This window comes from Saccharopolyspora sp. NPDC045941 (assembly GCF_056431445.1).
This window is the reverse complement of the sequence record NZ_JBWKKU010000039.1, coordinates 34503-54090: the sequence shown is the minus strand read 5'-3', so window position 1 is coordinate 54090 and position 19588 is coordinate 34503. Positions and strand designations below refer to the sequence as shown.

The 19588-nt window shown below is 69.7% G+C and carries 21 protein-coding genes, 1 tRNA gene and 2 pseudogenes; 14 read left to right on the top strand and 10 right to left on the bottom strand.

Going from position 1 to position 19588, the window contains the following annotated elements; translation table 11 throughout:
- The first annotated feature begins 45 nt into the window (after positions 1–45).
- Complete coding sequence (locus AC07FN_RS28180) at positions 46–729, top strand: FadR/GntR family transcriptional regulator (protein WP_478398329.1); 684 nt, start codon at positions 46–48, stop codon at positions 727–729.
- Between the two features lie 59 nt (positions 730–788).
- Here the strand turns inward: AC07FN_RS28180 and AC07FN_RS28175 are convergent, their stop codons facing one another.
- Both AC07FN_RS28175 and AC07FN_RS28170 read right to left on the bottom strand, forming a co-directional pair.
- Positions 789–1634 carry an MMPL family transporter gene (locus AC07FN_RS28175; RefSeq protein WP_478398328.1) on the bottom strand — a complete coding sequence of 282 codons (846 nt, stop codon included), beginning with the start codon at positions 1632–1634 and terminating at the stop codon, positions 789–791.
- Between the two features lie 46 nt (positions 1635–1680).
- A pseudogene (locus AC07FN_RS28170) lies at positions 1681–2340 on the bottom strand (MFS transporter); the annotation flags it as partial.
- A 159-nt stretch (positions 2341–2499) separates the two neighbouring features.
- Here AC07FN_RS28170 and AC07FN_RS28165 point away from each other — a divergent pair.
- Positions 2500–3408 carry a LysR family transcriptional regulator gene (locus AC07FN_RS28165; protein WP_478398327.1) on the top strand — a complete coding sequence of 303 codons (909 nt, stop codon included), beginning with the start codon at positions 2500–2502 and terminating at the stop codon, positions 3406–3408.
- Here the strand turns inward: AC07FN_RS28165 and AC07FN_RS28160 are convergent.
- On the bottom strand, positions 3405–4304 hold the full coding sequence (locus AC07FN_RS28160; protein ID WP_478398326.1) for a LysR family transcriptional regulator: 900 nt from the start codon (positions 4302–4304) through the stop codon (positions 3405–3407). The two genes, AC07FN_RS28165 and AC07FN_RS28160, sit on opposite strands and share 4 nt — an antisense overlap.
- A 123-nt stretch (positions 4305–4427) precedes the next feature.
- Here AC07FN_RS28160 and AC07FN_RS28155 point away from each other — a divergent pair, with 123 nt between their 5' ends.
- Both AC07FN_RS28155 and AC07FN_RS28150 read left to right on the top strand, forming a co-directional pair.
- The gene (locus AC07FN_RS28155) at positions 4428–5795 is read left to right on the top strand and encodes an MFS transporter (RefSeq protein WP_478398325.1); all 1368 of its coding nucleotides are present in this window, start codon (positions 4428–4430) and stop codon (positions 5793–5795) included.
- A gap of 128 nt (positions 5796–5923) precedes the next feature.
- Complete coding sequence (locus AC07FN_RS28150; protein ID WP_478398324.1) at positions 5924–6061, top strand: hypothetical protein; 138 nt, start codon at positions 5924–5926, stop codon at positions 6059–6061.
- A 16-nt stretch (positions 6062–6077) separates the two neighbouring features.
- Here the strand turns inward: AC07FN_RS28150 and AC07FN_RS28145 are convergent, their stop codons facing one another.
- Positions 6078–6536, bottom strand: coding sequence for a DinB family protein (locus AC07FN_RS28145; protein ID WP_478398356.1), 459 nt, complete (start codon positions 6534–6536; stop codon positions 6078–6080).
- A 162-nt stretch (positions 6537–6698) separates the two neighbouring features.
- Between AC07FN_RS28145 and AC07FN_RS28140 the strand changes: the two are divergent.
- Positions 6699–6773: pseudogene (locus tag AC07FN_RS28140) on the top strand (VOC family protein); the annotation flags it as partial.
- Positions 6755–7072, top strand: coding sequence for a VOC family protein (locus tag AC07FN_RS28135; protein ID WP_478398355.1), 318 nt, complete (start codon positions 6755–6757; stop codon positions 7070–7072). The pseudogene AC07FN_RS28140 and the gene AC07FN_RS28135, both read left to right, overlap by 19 nt.
- 165 nt (positions 7073–7237) lie before the next feature.
- Here the strand turns inward: AC07FN_RS28135 and AC07FN_RS28130 are convergent, their stop codons facing one another.
- Positions 7238–8164 (bottom strand): SMP-30/gluconolactonase/LRE family protein, encoded by a 927-nt coding sequence (locus tag AC07FN_RS28130; RefSeq protein ID WP_478398323.1) that lies wholly within the window; start codon positions 8162–8164, stop codon positions 7238–7240.
- A gap of 97 nt (positions 8165–8261) precedes the next feature.
- On the opposite strand from AC07FN_RS28130, the gene AC07FN_RS28125 reads away from it, so the two are divergent.
- The 3 genes from AC07FN_RS28125 to AC07FN_RS28115 all read left to right on the top strand — a co-directional run bounded on the left by AC07FN_RS28125 (position 8262) and on the right by AC07FN_RS28115 (position 10798).
- A complete protein-coding gene (locus AC07FN_RS28125; protein WP_478398322.1) occupies positions 8262–8696 on the top strand; it encodes an Lrp/AsnC family transcriptional regulator in 435 nt (144 codons plus the stop codon).
- A 189-nt stretch (positions 8697–8885) separates the two neighbouring features.
- The gene (locus AC07FN_RS28120; protein ID WP_478398321.1) at positions 8886–10292 is read left to right on the top strand and encodes an MFS transporter; all 1407 of its coding nucleotides are present in this window, start codon (positions 8886–8888) and stop codon (positions 10290–10292) included.
- 17 nt (positions 10293–10309) lie between these two features.
- Positions 10310–10798, top strand: coding sequence for a pyridoxamine 5'-phosphate oxidase family protein (locus tag AC07FN_RS28115; protein ID WP_478398320.1), 489 nt, complete (start codon positions 10310–10312; stop codon positions 10796–10798).
- 171 nt (positions 10799–10969) lie between these two features.
- On the opposite strand, the gene AC07FN_RS28110 is transcribed toward AC07FN_RS28115, so the two are convergent.
- Positions 10970–11503 carry a hypothetical protein gene (locus AC07FN_RS28110; protein ID WP_478398319.1) on the bottom strand — a complete coding sequence of 178 codons (534 nt, stop codon included), beginning with the start codon at positions 11501–11503 and terminating at the stop codon, positions 10970–10972.
- Between the two features lie 272 nt (positions 11504–11775).
- Between AC07FN_RS28110 and AC07FN_RS28105 the strand changes: the two genes are divergently transcribed.
- Together AC07FN_RS28105 and AC07FN_RS28100 are read left to right on the top strand one after the other, a co-directional pair.
- Entirely contained in the window at positions 11776–12213 is a 438-nt protein-coding gene (locus AC07FN_RS28105) for an SAM-dependent methyltransferase (RefSeq protein ID WP_478398318.1), read from the top strand.
- Positions 12214–12386: 173 nt separating this feature from the next.
- Entirely contained in the window at positions 12387–12875 is a 489-nt protein-coding gene (locus AC07FN_RS28100; RefSeq protein WP_478398317.1) for a GNAT family N-acetyltransferase, read from the top strand.
- Positions 12876–13073: 198 nt separating this feature from the next.
- Here the strand turns inward: AC07FN_RS28100 and AC07FN_RS28095 are convergent, their stop codons facing one another.
- The 3 genes from AC07FN_RS28095 to AC07FN_RS28085 all read right to left on the bottom strand — a co-directional run bounded on the left by AC07FN_RS28095 (position 13074) and on the right by AC07FN_RS28085 (position 13869).
- On the bottom strand, positions 13074–13289 hold the full coding sequence (locus AC07FN_RS28095) for a hypothetical protein (protein WP_478398316.1): 216 nt from the start codon (positions 13287–13289) through the stop codon (positions 13074–13076).
- On the bottom strand, positions 13286–13768 hold the full coding sequence (locus AC07FN_RS28090; RefSeq protein ID WP_478398315.1) for a hypothetical protein: 483 nt from the start codon (positions 13766–13768) through the stop codon (positions 13286–13288). The genes AC07FN_RS28095 and AC07FN_RS28090 overlap by 4 nt, the downstream gene beginning before the upstream one ends.
- A gap of 27 nt (positions 13769–13795) precedes the next feature.
- A tRNA-Thr gene (locus tag AC07FN_RS28085) sits at positions 13796–13869 on the bottom strand.
- Between the two features lie 231 nt (positions 13870–14100).
- Here AC07FN_RS28085 and AC07FN_RS28080 point away from each other — a divergent pair.
- Positions 14101–15483, top strand: a complete 1383-nt coding sequence (locus tag AC07FN_RS28080; RefSeq protein ID WP_478398314.1) for a hypothetical protein — start codon at positions 14101–14103, stop codon at positions 15481–15483.
- Positions 15484–15606: 123 nt separating this feature from the next.
- Here AC07FN_RS28080 and AC07FN_RS28075 read toward each other — a convergent pair whose 3' ends face one another.
- Positions 15607–17952: a helix-turn-helix domain-containing protein gene (locus tag AC07FN_RS28075; RefSeq protein ID WP_478398313.1), complete on the bottom strand. Its 2346-nt coding sequence runs from the start codon at positions 17950–17952 to the stop codon at positions 15607–15609.
- A gap of 191 nt (positions 17953–18143) precedes the next feature.
- Here AC07FN_RS28075 and AC07FN_RS28070 point away from each other — a divergent pair, with 191 nt between their 5' ends.
- Both AC07FN_RS28070 and AC07FN_RS28065 read left to right on the top strand, forming a co-directional pair.
- Positions 18144–19220 carry an alpha/beta hydrolase gene (locus AC07FN_RS28070; RefSeq protein ID WP_478398312.1) on the top strand — a complete coding sequence of 359 codons (1077 nt, stop codon included), beginning with the start codon at positions 18144–18146 and terminating at the stop codon, positions 19218–19220.
- Between the two features lie 84 nt (positions 19221–19304).
- The gene (locus AC07FN_RS28065) at positions 19305–19544 is read left to right on the top strand and encodes a hypothetical protein (protein WP_478398311.1); all 240 of its coding nucleotides are present in this window, start codon (positions 19305–19307) and stop codon (positions 19542–19544) included.
- Positions 19545–19588 lie beyond the last annotated feature (44 nt).

Genomic DNA, 19588 nt, shown 5'->3' with positions numbered 1-19588 from the left:
AATACGTCAGGTCCTCAGACAACCTGATAATTCGGGAGGCTGTTCGTGTCGCTGCGTCGATACCCGCTGTCGGAGCAGGCCACCGAGGCGATGTTGCGGCGCATCGGTTCCGGCGACTGGCCGGTCGGCGGGAAGATCCCCAGCGAGACCTCCCTCGCCGCCGAGTTCGGAGTCGGCCGGTCGACGGTCCGGGAGGCGGTCCGCGAGCTCGCCGGCCGCGGGCTGCTCGAATCCCGCCACGGCTCCGGCGTCTACGTCATCCGGACCGATCCCGTCGAGGACTGGGCGACGACCGTCCGCAAGGCGGTGATCTCGGACGTGGCGGAGGGCCGCATCGCGGTGGAGGTGGAGGCCGCCCGCCTCGCGGCCGCGAAGCGCACCGACGAGGACCTCGCCGCGATCACGGCGGCGGCCACCCGGCGCGAGGCGCTCCAGCACGCCACGCCCGAGGAGTTCGTGGACGCCGACCTCGCGTTCCACCGGGCGATCGCCGAGGCGGCGCACAACACGATCATCACCGGCCTGTTCGATTCGCTGGCCGAGCGCGTCCGCGAGGCGATGCTCGACATGCTGGGCCTGATGCGGGAATCCGACGCGCAACGACCGGTGGACCAGCACGAGCACCAGGAGATCGCCGATGCGATCCGGGCCGGCGACCCCGAGGCCGCGGGCCGGGCCGCTCGGAACCACCTCGCGAAGATCCTCTCCTACGTCCGCCCGGAACCGTGAGCACCGGCTCGTGAGCACTTTGGAGCGTCATAGCGGTCCGAAGTGCTCACGAGCGTTCGTCAGCCGACCGGATCTGCCTGCCGGACCGGGATCGGGGTGGTTCCCGGTTCGGTGCGGTGCACCAGGCGAGACGGCCACCAGGTCGCCCGGCCCAGGAGGGTCAGCGCGGCCGGGAGGACCAGGACGCGGATCACGAAGGCGTCCAGCAGGACCGCGACCGCCAGGCTGAAGCCGATCTGCTTCATCTCCGCCAGGTGCAGGAACATGAAGGTGGCGAACACCGTGACCATCACGATCGCCGCGCTGGTCACGACCTTCGCCGACTGCCCGACGCCCTGCAGGACCGCCTGCCGGGCCGGGACGCCGCGCAGCACGGCCTCCCTGATCCGGCTCACCACGAACATCTGGTAGTCCATCGACAGCCCGAATAGGATGACGAACAGGAACAGCGGCACCCGCGAACCGATCGCGCTGGTGGCGCTGGGATCGAAGCCGAACAGCGTCGAGGCCAGCCCGTACTGGAAGAAGATCACCAGCAGCCCCATCGACGCCGCCGCGGACAGCAGGTTCAGCGCGACCCCGACCAGCCCGATCACCACCGAGCGGAAGACGACCACCGACACCACGAACGTCAGCACCAGCAACGCGATGATCACCAGCGGCAGCTTGCCGTTCTGGTGGGCCAGGTAGTCGACGTCGTGCGCGACGTCCCCGCTGACCGCCACCTCGACCCCGGGCAGCGCGCGGAAGGCCGCGGGCACGTAGTCGGACCGGAGGTGCGTCAACGACCGGGCCGCCTCCGCCGAGCTCGTCTTGAACGGCACCGGGACCTGCAACATGGCCACCCGCCCGTCCCACGAGGTCTGCGGCGGCGCGGACGCCATGAACAGCCGACGCCGCGCCACCTGCGAAGTTCCCGGCCACACCGGCCAATCCGTACGCCAGCAGGAGCGCGCTGATCAATCCGGCGTCTACAGAGGACACTTGTTCCAGCACGGGCCGCACGTACGTGTAGGCCGCGAAATGCCCGGACACCAGCAGCAAGATGACGAACAGCCCAACCCGCACCGCGCCGCTGCGCAACAACTGCGGCACGGCGCTGAAGCGCATCGGCTCCTCGGCGGGCAACGGCGGCAGCAGCACCGCGAGCGCGACCGCCACGACCAGCGACACAACGCCCATGACGGCGAACGACGCGCGCCAGCCGCCGAGCTCGCCGATGAACGTCCCCGCCGGGACGCCGAGCACCGAGGCCACCGCGATCCCGCTGAAGATCAGCGACGTCGCAGCGCCCACCGACCGCTCCGGCACCAGCCGCACGGCCGAGCTCGCCGCGATCGCCCACACCCCGCCGATGGACACGCCGACGAGCACCCGCAGCGCGACGAGCAGCGGCAGGTTAGGCGTCACCGCCGAGAGCAGGTTCGCCGAGGCCAGCAAGGCCATCAGTGCGACCAGCACCCAGCGCCGGTCCAGCCGCCCGGCGGCGACGGTGGGCAGCGGCGCGGCGAACGCCGCGATCAGGCCGGGCACCGTCATCGTCAGACCCGCCAAGCCTTCCGGCGCGCGGAGCTCCGCGGCGAGCGACGTGAGCAGGCCGACCGGCAGCATTTCGGTGGTGACCACGGAGAACGTCGCCGCGGCGACCGCCGCGACGGCGGGCCAGCCCCGCACCACGGGCGGGGTCGAGGTGTCGGTCGTTGTCATGGTCACAGCCTCGGTGGCCCGCCTACCGGGAACAACGCCGAAGTCCTCATCCTTGGATCAGCTGTGCTCATCGAGCGGAGGAGGGACATGGGCGGCCTGGAGGTGCGGGAGCTGGAGTGCTTCCGGGTGCTCGCCGAGGAACTGCACTTCGGCCGCGCCGGCGAACGCCTGTACGTGTCGCAGAGCCGGGTCAGCCAGCTGCTGCGCTCGCTGGAGAGCAGGCTCGGCGCGCGGCTGATCGACCGCACCAACCGCAGGGTCCGCCTCACCGCGCTCGGCGAGCGCTTCCTCGCCGAGCTCCGCCCGGCCTACGACGGCCTCAAGGACGTCGTCGAACGAACCCGAGCGGAGGCGCGAGGCGTGCGGGGCGTGCTGCGCCTCGGTTTCCAGGGACAGGTGTCCGAGCCCGTGATGGCCCGGATCGACGCCTTCCAGTCGCGATTTCCCGACTGCGCCACCGAGATCACCGAGATCCCGCTGAGCGATCCGTTCGGCGCGCTGCGCCGCGGCGAGGTCGACGCGGCGATCGTGCTGCTGCCGGTGCAGGAGCCGGATCTCGTGGTGGGACCGACGTTCTCGCGCCAGCAGCCGAACATCGCGGTCTCGCTGCGGCATCGCTTCGCCGCCCTGGATTCGGTTCCCGCCGAAGAACTCGCCGACTCCGAGCTGATCGCGCCCGCCGAACCGGCGCCGCCCTACTGGCGCGACGCCCAAACGCCGCCGCGCACGCCGAGCGGCCGCCCGATCCCGCGCGCGAGCACGATCACCACCCTGCAGGAAGGCATCACCCGCGCCGCCACCAACCGCGGCGCGATGCTGCTCTGCCGCCCTTGCGCGATCTCCCACGCCCGCAGCGACATCGCGTTCGTCCCGGTCACCGGCCTGCCGGACTCCGTCCTCGGCCTGGTCTGGCCCCGCGCCGCGGCGACCACCCGCGTCCTGGCCTTCGCCGACGTCCTCGCCGACGCCTAGCGGCTCGCGAGGTCTCGCGCGACCGCGTTGGCGGTGCGGGCGAAGGCTTGCACCGCTCCGTTGGTGTCGGCCGATCGCCAGACGAGGCCGTATCCGACCGGCTCGGCGTCCATGAAGCGCACGTACGAGACGCCGGGCCTGGCGAAGTAGGTGGCGGTGTGCGCCGCGCACAGCAAGGCGCCCTTGCCCGCCGCGACGAGCATCAGCGCTTCCTGCATGTTGGTGACCGCCGGGCCGCGGCCGATCGGCCGGCCGCTGGGCGTGTGCGTCGGCACGTGGTGTTCCAGCAGGTAGTCCGGCAACGCGCCGTCGATGGTCAGCAGCGGCACCTCTACGAGGTCTTCCACCGACACGGCGTCCTTGTCGGCCAGCGGGTGGTCGGCCGCGATCGCCAGCGTGCGCGGCTCCGTGAACAGGCCCGGGCTCCCGCTGAGATCGTCCTCGCGCACCGGGAACTCCGTCAGCTGCACGTCGAACTCGCCCCGGCGCAGCTGGCCGTACGGGTCCGCCATCGGCACCTCGCAGATCTCCACGGCCAGTTCCGGGTGCTCGGTGTGCATCGCCTCCGCCGCCTTCAACACGATCTCGCCGGCCAGCGGGTTGGAGAAGCCGACGTGGAGCACGCCGTTGATGCTCCGCGCGTTCGACACGGCACGCGCCAGGGCGGCGTCGATCGCGCGGTGGTGCGGTTCGAGGTCGTCGCGGAGCTGGCGGCCGAGCGGGGTGAGCGCGACGCGGCGGCTCGTCCGGGCGAACAGCGGCGCGCCGACGCGGCGTTCGAGGCGCTGCACGAGCTGGCTCACCCTGGCCCGCGACAGGCGCATCCGGTCGGCGGTTCGACCGAAGTGCAGCTCTTCGGCGAGGATCAGGAAGCACTCCAGTTCATCGCGCTCCATGCGCCGCCCTCCCCATCGGTAAGCCTGGTTGAACGAACGTCGAGGTCTTCGCCGTTGTTCCCGGCGGGCGGTGGTTCGACGCTGGTGTCATCGGAAATTCCCAACACCTTTGAGGAATCGCAGATGACTGCGCGCAACTGGGGCGTGCTGATGGTCCTGTGCGGGGCGATCTTCCTGGAAGGCATCGACGTGGCGATGCTCAACGTCGCGCTGCCCGCCATCCGCGCCGAACTCGGCATGTCCACCGGCGAACTGCAGTGGGTGATGAGCGCCTACGTCCTCGGCTACGGCGGGTTCATGCTGGTGGGAGGCCGGGCGGCGGACCTGTTCGGGCGCCGCCGGATGTTCATCGGCTGGCTGGCCGTCTTCCTGGTCTTCTCCGGCCTGGGCGGGCTCACCTCCGATGGCTGGATGCTGATCGTCGCCCGGTTCGTGACCGGTGTCGCCGCCGCCTTCATGACGCCCGCCGGGCTGTCCATCATCACCACGAGCTTCGAGGAAGGCCCGAAGCGCAACAAGGCCCTGCTCGTCTACTCCGGCACGGCGGCGGGCGGCTTCTCGATCGGGCTGGTCGTCGGCGGCCTGCTCACCGCGATCGGCTGGCGGTGGGTGTTCTTCGCGCCGGTCGCGATGTCGTTCCTCATCCTCGTCGGCGCGCTCGCCCTGGTGCCCAAGTCATCGGAGCCGGAGCGTCGCGCCGGACGCGTCGACGTGGCCGGCGGCGTCGCCATCACCGCCGCCATCGTGCTCCTCGTGCTCGGCGTCGAACGAGCCACGCACACCAGCATCGAGTGGACGCTGATCACGTTCGCGACAGGCGGCGCCCTGCTGGCCGCGTTCGTCGCCATCGAACGCCGTGCCACCGCACCGCTGGTGCGGCTGGGCATCTTCCGCAGCGCTCCTCTGCTGCGCACCAACGCCATCGGGCTGCTGCTGTTCAGCGGATTCTTCGGCTTCCAGTTCTTGGTGGTGCTGTACCTGCAGGAGCTGCGCGGCTGGTCGACGCTGCAGACCAGCTTCGCGCTGATCGCTCTCGGCCTCGATGCGGTGCTCGCGCCCACGCTCACGCCGTGGCTGGTCCGGCGGTTCGGCAACGCCCGGCTGATCTTCGGCGGCCTGCTGGTCTCCGCGCTCGGGTACGCGCTGTTCCTGCCGCTGGGCGCGGACTGGACGTACGCCGCGATGGCCCCGGGCCTGGTGATACTCGGCGTGGGGTTCGCGCTGGTGTACGGCCCGCTGACCATCGTCGCCACCGACGGCGTCGATGACTCCGAGCAGGGCCTCGCCGGCGGCCTGCTCTACACGTCGTTCCAGTTCGGCGCGGCGCTCGGCCTCGCCGGCTCCGCCGCGGTCAACGTCGCCGCGCTCGGAACGCCGCTCGACGGCTTCCGCGCGGCGCTCGCGGTCCCCTTCGCCGCGGCCCTGATCGCCACCGCGATCGGCGCCTTCAGCCTCCGGACCGGCAAGCGCCGGGAGCCGGTCCCGGCGTGACGAGCAGCGGTGCCCCGGTCGGTGGTATCCGACCGGGGCACCCGCACCTCAGTTGATCGCCATGGGCGGCGGGCTGCTCTTCCCGCCGGCTGTCGGCCGGGAGCTGTACCCGCGACCCGGAGTGTCCTATGGTGTCCTATGTGGACGTCACCGACCTGGAGCCGTGGACGTCCGCACTGGCCTGGCTGCCCGCCAACCACGACAAACCGTTCGTCGCCGCCCTGCGGAAGGCGGCGCGGGCGGTCCTGTCCCGCACGTGCGGCTGACGGTTCCCGGGCGCACTCAGGCCCCGACGACCCCGTCGATGCCCTCCCGCAGGAAATCCGCGTGGCCGTTGTGCCGGGCGTACTCGTGGATGAGGTGCAGCATCACCAGCCGCAGCGACACGTCCTTGCCCCACCTCGGCTGGGGCGCGGTCACGTCGAGCGACTCGGCGGCGGCTTCGATCCGGCGCGAGTGCTCGACCTCCGCCTGCCAGGCGTCGAACGCCTCGGAGCGGGTGGCCGCGCTCGCGTCGTAGGCGACCTGGAAGTCGCCGTCGTCCGACCACACCAGCGGAATGTCCTCGCTGTCGATCACCCGCCGGAACCAGGTGCGCTCCACCTCGGCCATGTGCCGCACCAGGCCGAGCAGCGAGAGCGTCGAAGGCGGCATCGACTGCCGCCGCAGGTCGGCGTCGGACAACCCTTCGCACTTCATGGCCAGGGTAGCCCGGTGGAAGTCGAGGTATGCCCGCAACATCTCCCGCTCGCCCCCGACCACGGGCGGATCGATCCGCTCGACCACAGCAATCCCCTTCGCTCGACGAACGCCCACAGTCTTCCTGCCCCGGCAAGGCCGAGTCGAACCATTAACCGGTCGAGTTCTGGACGAATACCGTGATCGGCCGACTACGGCGGCGCCATGATCCTTCGCCATGTTTCCATCGATTGCGCCGATCCCTACGGGCTGGCGACGTTCTGGAGCAAGGTGACCGGCTGGCCGATCTCCGGCGAGGACCGGCCTGGCGACCCCGAGGTCTGCTGGAGGCACCATTTCCCGTGCCAGGACTGCTCTTCCTCCGCGTCCCCGAGGGAAAAGCGGTCAAGAACCGGATCCACTTCGACTGGATGCCCACCGAGCGACTCCGCGATGAGGAGGTGGAGCGCATCCTCGGCCTCGGCGCAACGCTCTACGAAGACCACCGAACCGCCGACGGCCTCGGCTGGGTCACCCTGCTGGACCCGGAATCCAACGAGTTCTGCGTGGAACGCAGCAGCACCGAACGCGGCGGCTGAACCCACACCAAGCCGTTCGAGCAGGCCGGACTGTCCGCAATGGACACCGCGAACGTGCACGCCTACGCGTGCAAGGACAGAGCTTTGGTTCGGCCGGCCGTGTGCCCACTGCCAGTAACGCTGGAAGCCGCAGGCCACGCGCAGCCTCCGGCTTCTTGCTCCCGGTTACGAGCGGGCGCCCGGCAGCGGCGGGGTGCCGGTGACGGACATGACGACGGAGTAGAGCGCGGTGTCGGCAGCGATGAACATGCGGTTCCGCTTGGCGCCGCCGAAGCGGATGTTGGCGACGACGTCGGGGACCAGGAGGCGGCCGAGGAGCGTGCCGTCCGGGTCGTAGCAGTGCACGCCGCCGCCCATGGCTGCGGCCCAGAGCCGGCCGGCGTCGTCGAAGCGGATGTTGTCGAAGTTGCCGATCGCGCACTCGGTGAAGACGTCGCCGCCGGTGAGGGTGCCGTTGTCGTGGACGTCGAAGCCCCGGATGTGGTTGGCCCGGCTGTCCGAGACGAACAGCCGGCTCTCGTCGGGCGAGAAGACCAGGCCGTTGGGGCCGCGGAAGCCGTCGGCGACCATGCGCACCTCGCCGCTCGCGGGGTCCGCGCGGTAGACGTTGCACGCGCCGATCTCGCTCTCGGCGCGGTGCCCCTCGTAGTCGGTGGTGATCCCGAAGTCGGGGTCGGAGAACCAGATCGAGCCGTCGGACCTCACGGCGGCGTCGTTCGGGCTGTTGAACCGCTTGCCCTGGAAGCGGTCGGCGATCACGGTGATCGACCCGTCGTGCTCGGTACGGGTGACGCGGCGGTTGCCCTGCTCGCAGGTGATGAGGCGGCCCTCCCCGTCCAAGGTGTTGCCGTTGGGGTGACCGGCGGGCGAGCGGAAGACGCCGACCTCGCCGGTGGTCTCGTCCCAGCGGAGCAGGCGATCGTTGGGGATGTCGCTCCACACCACGTACCGCCCGGCCGGGACGTAGACGGGCCCCTCGGCCCAGCGGCAGCCTTCGAAGAGGGTCTCCAGCTTCGAGTCGCCCGCGTGGCACCTGCCCGCGCGGAACCGGTCATCGAGGATCTCGTACAACTGCGGTCGCTCGCCGAGCATGCTGCCGTCCCCATCATCGAACCGAATGTTGATCTGATCGACCCAAACTATGCAGAATGAGATTCGACAGATCAAGATGTTCACCGAAGGAGATCCGTTGGACGACGTCGATCGGCAGCTGCTCGCCATCCTCCAGGACGACGCCACGAGGCCGTATGCGGAGCTGGGGCAGGCCGTCGGGCTGTCCGCTGGGGCAACGCACGACCGCGTGCGCAAGCTCCGCGAGCGAGGCGTCATTCGCCGGACCGTCGTCGAAGTCGACCCCGCGGCGATCGGGCGGGGCGTGCTCGCCTTCGTCATGGTGGACTCGACGAAGTGGGTGGGCGACTCCGGCGACCAGTTCGCGGCCATTCCGGAGATCCAGGAAGCGCACGTCATCGCGGGTAGCGCTTCGATCCTGGTCAAGGTCAGGACTTCGACGACGGAGCAACTCCAGGACGTGCTGCGCCGCATGTACGCGATCGAAGGAGTCAGCGGCACGCAGGCCACCGTCGTGCTGGAGACCTTCTTCGAGCGCCCCGCCGCTCCGTAGCACCCGGGTTCCCGAAAGCGCTTCGCGTGAGGCTCGCCGCCGCATGCCAGGAACTTGAGGAAGCGATGTCCCGGCAGGAGACCGGTAAGCCTGGCTGAACGAATGTCGAGATCTTCGCCGTTGTTCGCCCGCACGCCTCGGCAGATCGTGTTGGTACGAGGCTTTTTCCAACGAGAACGAGGAATTCAGATGCGTGCGCGCGACTGGGGAGTGCTCTTCGCCATGTGCGGAGCGATCTTCCTGGAAGGCATCGACGTGGCGATGCTCAACGTGGCCCTCCCCGCCATCAGGGCCGAACTCGGTATGTCCACCGGCGAACTGCAGTGGGTGATGAGCGCCTACGTCCTCGGCTACGGCGGGTTCATGCTGGTCGGCGGCCGAGCCGCCGACCTCTTCGGACGGCGCCGGATGTTCGTCTTCTGGCTGGCCGTCTTCCTGCTCTTCTCCGGCTTGGGCGGGCTCGCCTCCGAAGGCTGGATGCTGATCGTCGCCCGATTCGTCACCGGCGTCGCCGCCGCCTTCATGACCCCGGCCGGACTTTCGATCATCACCACCAGCTTCGAAGAAGGCCCGCAGCGCAACAAGGCCCTGCTGATCTACTCCGGCACGGCGGCCGGTGGCTTCTCGATCGGCCTGGTCGTCGGCGGCCTGCTCACCTCCGTCCACTGGCGGTGGGTGTTCTTCGCACCGGTCGCGATGTCGTTGCTCGTCCTGGTCGCCGCGCTCGCCCTGGTGCCCAAGTCGCCGCGCCCCGAACGGACCGGCCAGCGCATCGACCTGGCCGGCGGCATCACCATCACCGCCGCCATCGTGCTGCTCGTCCTCGGCGTCGAACGCGCCACGCACACCGGAATCGGCTGGACGCTGGGCACGTTCGCCGCGGGGCTGGCCTTCCTCGCCGCCTTCATCGCCATCGAACGCCGAGTCGCCGCGCCGCTCGTCCGGCTGGGCATCTTCCGCTCCTGGGCGGTGGTCCGCGCCAACGCCATCGGGGTGCTCTTCGTCGGCGCGTTCTTCGGATTCCAGTTCCTCGTGGTGCTTTACCTGCAGGAACTGCGCGGCTGGTCGACGCTGCGGACCAGCTTCGCGATGATCGTCATCGGCCTCGACGCCGTCCTCTCGCCCACGCTCACCCCCAAGCTGGTCAACCGGTTCGGCAATGCCCGGGTGACCTTCGGCGGGCTGCTGCTCGCCGCGCTGGCGTACGCGCTGTTCCTGCCGGTCGGCGCGGACTGGGCGTACCTGATGATGCTCCCGAGCCTGATCCTGCTGAGCCTCGCGTTCTCGCTGGTGTACGGCCCGCTCACCATCGTCGCCACCGACGGGATCGACGAGGCCGACCAAGGCCTGGCGGGCGGTCTCCTCTACACGTCGTTCCAGTTCGGTGCCGCGCTCGGGCTGTCGACGGTCACGGCCGTCAACATCGCCGCCACGGCCTCCGGAACCCCGGCCGCGATGCTCGACGGCTACCACGCGGCCCTCGTCGTTCCGCTCGCCGCCGCGCTGATCGCCGGCCTCATCAGCGCGTTCGGGCTGCGGTCCCGCAAGAGCCAGGCGATCGAGCTGGACGACGCCAAGATCCTCACCACGCACTGACCGCACAGGAGCCCGGCATGACCACCAGGACCACCGACTTCTCGGACGTCCAGGACACGTTCAACAGCTACATCCGCGACATCAAGTACGCCACGATGATCACCGTCGACAGCCGGCACCGCCCCCGGGCCAGGGTCCTGCTCCCGGTCTGGGAAGTCGTCGACGGACAACCGGTCGGCTGGCTCGCGGCCTACAAGACGCCGATCAAAACGGCGCACCTCGCCAACAACCCGCACACGACGTACTCGTACTGGAACCCGCGCCAGAACGCGGTCTTCGTGGACAGCACCTCGGCCTGGGCGGACGACGAGGAGTCCAAGCGCCACGCCTGGAACGTGTACGTCGAAGGAGGCCCACGAGGAGTGGGCTACGACCCGATCCACTACTGGCGAGGAGGCCCGGAAGACCCGGAGTACGCGGTGATCCGAATAACCCCCTGGCGAATCCAACTGGTCCGGGGAACAGACCTCCACACCACGATCTGGCAACCAGAAAAAACCAGCTGAACCAGGCACCCAAGCACGGTCGGCTCGCCCGAACCCGGCGAGCCGACCACTCACGTCGGCTCTCCGGTCCGCCCGACCAAAGAGATTCAGTGCGCTTCTTGACCGGAAACCGCCCTTAGGCGTCGTCCGCCGGACCGTTCGGAGGCACGAACTCGCTGCGATGGGACTGGGTCAGGGCTGGTACCGCGCGGCGATCTTGATGACCTGGCCGCTCTCATCGAACCAGATCTTGGCCGACTGGTTGTCCTGCTGGATGAAGTCATCCAAGGTGATCGGCACTACCCCCAGCCCCTCCGAGTCGAGCTGGGGCTCGGCGGTCGGCGTGGCGCCTTCGAACGGGCTCAGCAACTCGACATCCGGAGCGAGCGCGACCACCTGAGTCGGTCCGCCTGCACTGACCGGGTGGGGAGCCGCCATGGAGGAGTCGTCCCACTTGCCTTCGACGTAGAAGACCATCCAGTCCCCGTTGTCCTTGGCGAACTCCAGATCGACGGCAATGTCGACGGTGTACCTGTTCGAGGCGATGACGTCTGCCCCGGCGCCCGTCTCCGAACTGGCCGTACCCCCGGCACTCGCGACGCCTGCCGCCGGTCCGGGCGGGGTCGATGCCGACTGCCCGGCCAGGGACGTGCACCCGCTCACGAACACCGCCGCGGCCAGCAACCCACCGGGAATCAGAACGGCCATACGACTGATCTTGCGCATCTGTCTCTCCTGCAACCGGGTTGTTTTCCGACTCTTCGATCAAACAGACGTGCCGGGACCACGGCGGTTGTCTGCAGTCGGAAAAACGATCATCCACCCCCGGACCCACTGCCCGAACGGGCATCACGGGTGCATGGAGAGCCAGGATCGTGGGGAACGGCTGGCCAATGAGCCTTCCCGCGCCGACCTACACTCCGCCGGATTCGGCGGCCGAACCCGGCTTCGAAGACCGGTAGCCTTCCCGTTCACTGATTTCGCCCTAGGCTCGGCCTATGCCAAGAGATCTTTCGCCTCGTCTCGGCGAGATCGTGGACGCGCTGCCGCTTACCCCGCAGGCGCGAGTTCTGGAGATCGGGTGCGGACCAGGCGCCTCCGCGCGCGCCGTGGCGGCGCGGTTGACTTCGGGGCACATCCTCGCGATCGACCGTTCTGCCAAGGCGATCGCTCAAGCCAAGACGGCCTCGGCCCAAGAGATCGCCTCGGGCCGCATGAGCGTCCGGCAGATCACGGCGGAAGATTTCGTGCTGGAACCCGGTGAGGCTCCCTTCGACATCGTCTTCGCGGTACGCGTGGGCGCACTCGATGGCCGCCATCCAGAAGCGGGGCGACGCGCGCTGGAGCGCATAGCCGCCGCATTGGTACCCGGTGGCCGGCTGTTCGTCGACGGCGGTCAACCGTTGCGCGAAATCCCGATGCCACCCCAGCGATAACCGACGACGAGATCAAACGCCGAGGCGCGAAAGGCGAGATTCCGGCGGCGCCCTGCCACACGGATTGCTGTTGTGCTTTGAACTCCCCCTGAGGCCTAGGGCCTGTCCCCGTGGCCCTCTGCGCACGCCTCTGCCCCATACGATCATGGCCATGCCTGCTCTTCCGTTAGACGATGCCCTGGCCGAGGTTCTGCCCGGGGGCGGTTACGAGCCTGTTCGCTCCGCAGGACCTGGCCGAGCTGGTCGTGTTGCAGCGCTGCTGCTGGGTCTCAGAGGCCATCGGGAACAACACGCTGGATGTGCCCGCTCTGCATGAGACCCACGACCAGGTCCTTGCCTGGGCACAGTCCTGGACGACCCTCGTCGTGCGTCGAGGCGGACGTCTGGTCGCCGCCGTGCGTGGACGGGTGGAAGGCGAGCAGGACTGGCAGGTCGGCCGTCTCATGGTCGCCCCCGACCTGGCGGGCAACGGCATCGGGTCCGCGCTGCTGGCCCTGATCGAAGCCCAGGCCCCAACGTCGGTGCGCCGGTTCGTGCTGTTCACTGGCGGCACAAGCCAGCGCAACATCCGCACCTACCAGCGGGCCGGCTACCAACTGACGCCAGCCCCGCACGTGCCCGGCCACATCGCAGGGGCCGTGTTCATGACCAAGCCCCGTTGAGACCCGGCTGCGGCAGTTTGGTTCGCGGCGCAGGTGCTCGGCCTTGAACACGATGGCCGGGCCATGTTCGTGACTACTTCCTGTCGGCGAGTACGAGTTGGTAGGTGTCGACCAGTTGCAGCCGTGCCCCACGGCCCGGCCTCACGCGGACGCGCGTAGGTCGCTACCCGGTTCGGATCACCATTTGGCTCTTTGAGATCAGCTCATGCGCGCTGATCTGATTTGAGCTGAAAGTGATCCGGACGGGTTGAGGAACCACATGGAGCCTTGCCCAAAGCCCTTGCGCTCACTGGTGACTTCGGCGCGTTTGCGGGCGCGTTGTTTGAGCGTGGCCTCGGCGATTCCGTCGGCCTTGGCGGCTTTGAAGATGTCGGCGACCTTGGCGCTGCCGCCGTTGTCGGCGAGGTAACTCATGAACCACTCGGCGGCCTCGTTGCGCTCGGATCGTCCCTCCGCAGATCCGGTGTCCTGGTTGAGCAGGTCACTGACGTTCTGGTCGGTTTCGCCGAGGACGATGAAGTGGCCGACATCGGTAGGCCGTCCGAGGTGTCAACGACTGCGGGTTCGACGCGGTAGCGAATGCTCGGCAGGCCCGACGGCGCGATATTCGTCTTGATCAGCGACAGGACGCACGATCCGTCTTCGGCTTCACGGTCGGCAGCGAACCCGATGGCCGAACGCATCACCTGCCCGAACTTGGCAGAGCCCGAGATCATGTGCAGTGGGTTGGCGTCGCCCGCCTTGCGGAAGTGGGCGACACCCACGACAGCGATCCGACTGGTTCCACGGACGCGCACCGGTACCGATGGGCACGCATCGGGCACGCAGAGACCGTTCGCGGGGAAGCTGCGTAACGCCGCCTTGCCCAGTGCAAAAGAAAAACCGCAGGTCACCTGAGTGATCCTGCGGTCTTCCGAGCGAGCCGCCTAAGGGAATCGAACCCTTGACCTACGCATTACGAGTGCGTCGCTCTAGCCGACTGAGCTAAGGCGGCGTTGCGTGGTCAAGTGTAGCTGGCCCGGAGCCGAGGTCGTTCTCGGCCCCCGCCGCTCCACGCACTCCCGGTTTTCCCTGGTCAGACGCCTGGCCAGGGAACTCCGACGTCCCGGCTTCGGCGGGATCCCACCTCTTGCCAGGGGGCTCTCGTCAACTTCTTCCGTCACCTCCTGGGATTCGGCTCGTTGGATCGGCAGTGATTCCTGTCACGCGATCGGGAGGTCGCCGGATGCGGGCTCTTCGCCGCTTCAGCACGTGTTCCGCCGTGGGGCTGGCCCTCGCCGGGTTGTCGTTGCCCGCCGCCTTCGCGCAGAGCACGCCGCCGACCACGCCCATCCCCGCGCCCGAGAACCCCGGGCAGCCTCCGGCGTCCGAGCCGACCTCGGCTCCCGGTCCGATCGTCGCCGATGCCGGCACCATGGTCGGGATCGTGCGCATCCTGCCGGACACCGTGCCGACCGACTCCGTCATCGACGATCCCGAGTTCGAGGAGCAGTTGCCCAAGCAGTCCGTGGCCGAGGCCGGGATGGGCCGGGCGATCGCGCAGGCGAACTCCACCGCATTCTTCGCCCACGAGCGGGCCATCGCCGAAGCCTCGCCGTTCGGCGTGGCGCTGTTGGGCAAGACTCCGCAGACGCCGACCGGGCTGGCGCAGACCGCGCTGCCCGATCACGCCGCGCCGACCAGCGGCGGTCTCCCCATGCCCGCGTCGCCGGCGGATCAGCTGGTCAAGCTCAGCGGCTTGGACGGCAGCGTGCACGCGCGCTGGGACGAGCAGGCCGGGCCGTGCGTGTCACCGATCGCCGATGCCCGGATGTCGCTGGGCAGCGCTTCGGCGGTCAACGCGCTGCCCGGCGGGCTGTCGCTGGACGGGCTCCTGAGCGGGGCACCCACCGCGGACGGCACCGGGTCCTTGCTGCACGTGCCGGATGCCGTCAACGCGCATTCCAACGTGCAGCTGGTTTCCGTCGCCGGGCAGACCGGCAAGGCCGTGCAGTCGACCTCGACGCTGCAGGTTGCGAGCGTTCGGCTGTTCGCCGGGACCTCGCAGGAGATCCGCGTCGACGTCGTCGGCGAGCCCCGGCTGGTCGCCACGGCCACCGGTGACCCCTCGACGTCCACTGTGGACTACAAGGCGCCGGTGCTGCGGGTCAGCCAGGGCGGCGAGGAACTCGGCGTCCTGGATGCGGCGCATCCGGACCTGGATCTGCCGCTGCCCGGGCTGGACCAGCGGATCGTGGACGCCGGCGTGCTGCGGATGAGCGTCGGGGAACTCCGGCACGACGTCGTCGGCACCGAGGTCCGGGCGGCGGCGAAGCTCTTCGACCTGCAGCTGCTGCGCGGCCACCCGGTGGGGCTCCCGACTTCGCTGGTGCAGATCACCTTCGGCGAGCAGATCGCCCGCGCCGGGGCTCCGGCGGGCGGCGTGGACTGCGACGGCTCGGCGGCCGTCGCGCCGCCGGCGGGGACCGGCCCGTCGGCCCACCTCCCGGACGTTCCGCCGCTCGCCCTGACCAGCAGCTCGTACTACGTGATCCCGCTGTTCTGGACCGGCACGGCGCTGCTGCTCCTGGGCTCGATCCTCATCGCCGCCCTCCCCCGCCGCAGCTGAGCAGTTCCCGATTTCCGGCCCACTCGACCGAAGCTCCGATTCAGGGGCCGTTCCAGAACGGGACGGCCTGACCGACTGGAACGCGGGGCGCCGAAAATCGCCACCCAGCCCGGCCCGGCGAGTTCAGGTGGCGGCGGGATGGTTCGTCCGGGTGGCGGGGTCGAGCCGGGCCTGGTTGGCGTGCTGCGCCCGGTAGGCGCGGCCGAGGTGGGCTTGGAGCCGGGCGTGCCGGAACTGGTGGACGGCACCGGCCTGGCGCAGCACTCCGCGGTCGTACGCGTCGTCCAGGAAAGCGATCACCTGCCAGGGAAGCCGGCCCGTCAGCGGCAGCCAGACGCGGGCCAGGAGAACCCACTGCCCCCAGGCGGTGAACGCCGCCGCGTAGGCGATCGCTCCGCTCGTCCCGCCCACCGCGCCGATGATGAGCCCGTCGAGCAGCGGCCAGTTGAGCGGGCCCAGCGAACCTTGGAAGAGATCGACGACGAGCCGCCCGCCGATGGCGATCAGGAGCATGGCCAGGGGCGCGAACAACGCGGTCTGGCGCACCACCGCCGAACGGTTCGCGGCCAGCATGCCGATCGGGGTGGCGGCGGAGTTGATGTCGAGGGGCGTCTCCAGCACGGACACGAGCGCGAGTCCCGTCCCGAGCGCCAGGCCGAAGATGAGCCCGAACACGAGGAAGTTGACGAGCATCAGCTCGATCGCCAGGTCATCCGGGATCGGGGTCTCGCTGAGCATCGTGCGCATGAACGTGCTCACCGGCGCGTATCCGAGCGCCACCACGAACCCGCCCAGCAGCCCGGCGCCGAACCTGGTGACGGCGGTGCGGGCGCGGCGGCCGGTTCTCCTGCCCTTGCCCAGCAAGCGCACCCGCATGCGGGACGGCTCGAACCCGACACCCCCGTACACGACCAGAAGCCCGTACAGCAGCCCGAAGGCCAGCCCGAGCTCGGTGCCGGTCATCAAGCCGTCCAGCAGGGCCAACCCGATGCCGAAACCGATCCCGTGCTGGATCGCGTAGCAGGGCAGGAAGACGAGCGCATCGACGACGGCGGTGACGAACGCGGACGCCAGCACGACGGCGAGGATGCGCGACGAGCGGCGCAGCGAGCCGCCGACCAGCCACCACTTGAGATCGCCGGTGCCGAGCCGGTCCAGGTTGTCGGCGAGATAGCCAAGCCAGTGCCGGGCCCGGTCCGGATCCCAGTTCCGCCGCCCGGCGGACGGCTGCGGGCGGTAGACGGCGGGCACGAAACTGCTCAGCAGGTGGTCTTCGAGGGCCGCCGGCGTCGGGAAGCGGTCGATGTCCAGCAGGTCGGCCGGGTCCTCGCCGGTTTCGCCGTAGACGGTCCGGGCGAGGCCGACCATCAGCGGCGTGCTCAGCACCGCGGCGAGGTTGGCGCTCGCCTCGCTGCCCGGGCGTTCGCGCAGCTCGTCCAGGACGGGATCCCAGGCGGTGCCCCGGCGCGCGGTGCGCGGCAGGTAGTTGATCAGGTCGGCGCGGCCGAGTTCGACCAGCTCGACACCGGCGGCGCCGGCCAGGGCGGTCGCCTCGACGGCCGCGGCGTACTCGTCGGGCCGGCTGGTCAGCAACAGCGGTAGCGACGTGGTGTTGAGCGCTTCCACCGCGCTGCGGTGCAGGCCGTGGGCGATCTCGTCGAACCCGTCGAGAACCGGCAGCACGCGGCCGCTTTCGACCAGCGCGGCGGCCAGCGTCGACCCGTTGGGGGCGCTCGCGACCAGGCCCGGGTAGTCGCGGGAGAGCTGGTCGATCAGCCAGTCCCGCAGCGCGGTGGCCGTCGGGTCCCACGATCCGACGCTGAAGATCACCGGCACCGGGTCGGTGGCGGCGCGGGTCCGCAGGTAGTCCAGGGTGAAGCGCAGCGCCAGGATCGTCTTCCCGGATCCGGCTCGCCCCAGCACCGCCAGCCGGCCGGACGGGATGCGCCGGTAGACGTCCGCGATCTCGGTGAGGTCGCCGGTCAGGTCCAGCGGATCCGCCGTGGATCCGGGCGGCACGCGGCGGATGTTGTCCGGGTGGTCGGTCAGGTCCGCGGACACCGGCTGCCACCGCACCGGCAGCGGGAACGGGTCGTGGATCCGGCGCTGTTCCGCCTCGCGCTGCCAGCGGGCGGCGACCGCTTGCGCGAGTTGATCCGCGGCTTCGGTCAGCGCATCCCGCGGCGCGAGGGACGGATCGGTGTCCGGCGCTGCCTCGGGGACCTCGACGACGGTGTCCTCGGCAGGCGCGCTGCCGACTCCGGCCAGCAGTTCCCGGTGCTCGTCGGGCGAGAGGTCCAGCGCGTCCGCCAACAGCTTCACCGTCCCGATCCGGGGATCGGTGGGCGAGTTGTTCTCCAGCCGGCGGATGGTGCGCACGCCGACCCCGGACCGCTCCGCCAGCTGCTCCTGCGTCATTCCCGCCCGACGTCGCAGCTGACGCAGTAGCGGACCGAACCGGCTCGTCACTTCGGCGCCTCTCGATGCGGCGTGTCCTGGCTCGGGGACCTTAGCGCGAAGAACGCGGGGACCGGCCGTATTTGGCCGGTTCGTGCCCTGGCCCGCTGACCAGCGCGAACAACATCATCTTCGGCACCGGCCGGCACCCGGCGGCCGGCGCTCGCCGAGGCGGCGAGGTCAGCCTTCGACAGGGGAACCGCATGACCCGTTTCCGGAAATCACTGTGGCGGGCGGTCGCGATGGCGGCCGGCCTGACCGTCGCTTCGACTCTCGTCGCCACCGCCGCGACCGCCGAAACCGAGCCGCCGCGCCTCGACGACGGCTTCGGCCTGACTGTGGTCCGCCAGCCCGAGTGGGTCGACGACGCCCACCGGACGTTCGTCTTCTCCGTGGCCTCCGACCAGGTTCCGAATCCCACGCTGCTGCCGGGCCAGACCGCGGGACAGCACGACATCATGGTCACCCTGCCCGAGGGCTACACCGGCAACGCCGACCGCTACCCGGTGCTGTACTCGCTGCACGGCAACCCCGACCGGGCGAACACCCAGGTCAACCAGCAGATCGCCGAGCAGGCGACCAAGGACGCGCCGCTGATCACGGTGCACCCCAACGGGGTTCGCAGCTGGTACTCGAACTGGGTGAACCCCGGCGGGCTGGGGCCGCAGAACTGGGAGAACTTCCACCTCGACCAGGTCATCCCGCTGATCGACGCGAACCTGCGGACCATCCCCACCAGGGAAGGCCGGGCCATCGCCGGCCATTCGATGGGCGGGTTCGGGGCGTTCCACTACGCCGAGCGCCGGCCTGAGCTGTTCAGCTACGTCGGCAGCTTCTCCGGCGGCCTCGACCTGCTCAACCAGGCGCAGCGGGCGGCGGTGATCGGCACCGAGCTGCTACCGGAGTCGGGCACGCCGACCGTCGCGGTCGATGCGATCTTCGGCTCGCCGGTCTGGCCGCTCGACGGGGTGTGGAACGCGCAGAGCCCCGCCCAGCACGTCGAGTCGCTGCGCGGCATGGGCGTGGCCATGTACACCGGCAACGGCGGCGACCTGACCGTCAACCCGCCCCAGGCCGTCGTCGAGAGCGTGGCCAGGGACACCAACCTGGTGACCGCGGCGAACCTGAACGCCGCCGGAATCCCGCACTACTTCGCGGATTACGGCGACGGCAGCACGTGGGCGCCGGGCTGCACCGGGAAGCACGCCTCGGTGCCGTGCCTGCAGAAGGACATGGAGCACTACGTCTCGCTGATCATGCAGCGCCTCCAGCACCCCTGATCTGCCGCAACCGGGAGTCTGGTCGGTCGGGCGGCGGGGAGGCGCCCGACCGGCCGGGGCGGCACGCGCTGGGAGAGAAACGGCATGGCCGACGAGAAATACCGGTACTGGTGCGGGGAATGCGACTACCGGACGCCCTGGCGCACCGAGTCGGCGGGAGCCGAGGAGCAGATCGAGCACTACGACCGCCGCCATCCGGGCACGCCGCCCGGCGGCCGCGTCGAGCTCCGCGCGAAGAAGACCGACGGTGTCGGATGCCTTGTGCTCCTGGCGGTCCTGTTCCTGCTCCTGCTGGCGGCGTTCACGTTCCGGTACTGGCCGTGACGCGATGGCATCGGCGGTGCAAGATCGTTCAGGGCTCCTCGAAG

Excerpts from the sequence above, each read along its gene's own strand:
- AC07FN_RS28160 (WP_478398326.1), bottom strand. The coding sequence starts at position 4,304 with ATGGAGCGCGATGAACTGGAGTGCTTCCTGATCCTCGCCGAAGAGCTG.
- AC07FN_RS28155 (WP_478398325.1), top strand. The coding sequence starts at position 4,428 with ATGACTGCGCGCAACTGGGGCGTGCTGATGGTCCTGTGCGGGGCGATC.
- AC07FN_RS28150 (WP_478398324.1), top strand. The coding sequence starts at position 5,924 with ATGGTGTCCTATGTGGACGTCACCGACCTGGAGCCGTGGACGTCCGCA.
- AC07FN_RS28145 (WP_478398356.1), bottom strand. The coding sequence starts at position 6,536 with ATGTTGCGGGCATACCTCGACTTCCACCGGGCTACCCTGGCCATGAAG.
- AC07FN_RS28130 (WP_478398323.1), bottom strand. The coding sequence starts at position 8,164 with ATGCTCGGCGAGCGACCGCAGTTGTACGAGATCCTCGATGACCGGTTC.
- AC07FN_RS28120 (WP_478398321.1), top strand. The coding sequence starts at position 8,886 with ATGCGTGCGCGCGACTGGGGAGTGCTCTTCGCCATGTGCGGAGCGATC.
- AC07FN_RS28115 (WP_478398320.1), top strand. The coding sequence starts at position 10,310 with ATGACCACCAGGACCACCGACTTCTCGGACGTCCAGGACACGTTCAAC.
- AC07FN_RS28110 (WP_478398319.1), bottom strand. The coding sequence starts at position 11,503 with ATGCGCAAGATCAGTCGTATGGCCGTTCTGATTCCCGGTGGGTTGCTG.
- AC07FN_RS28105 (WP_478398318.1), top strand. The coding sequence starts at position 11,776 with ATGCCAAGAGATCTTTCGCCTCGTCTCGGCGAGATCGTGGACGCGCTG.
- AC07FN_RS28100 (WP_478398317.1), top strand. The coding sequence starts at position 12,387 with ATGCCCTGGCCGAGGTTCTGCCCGGGGGCGGTTACGAGCCTGTTCGCT.
- AC07FN_RS28095 (WP_478398316.1), bottom strand. The coding sequence starts at position 13,289 with ATGAGTTACCTCGCCGACAACGGCGGCAGCGCCAAGGTCGCCGACATC.
- AC07FN_RS28080 (WP_478398314.1), top strand. The coding sequence starts at position 14,101 with ATGCGGGCTCTTCGCCGCTTCAGCACGTGTTCCGCCGTGGGGCTGGCC.
- AC07FN_RS28070 (WP_478398312.1), top strand. The coding sequence starts at position 18,144 with ATGACCCGTTTCCGGAAATCACTGTGGCGGGCGGTCGCGATGGCGGCC.
- AC07FN_RS28065 (WP_478398311.1), top strand. The coding sequence starts at position 19,305 with ATGGCCGACGAGAAATACCGGTACTGGTGCGGGGAATGCGACTACCGG.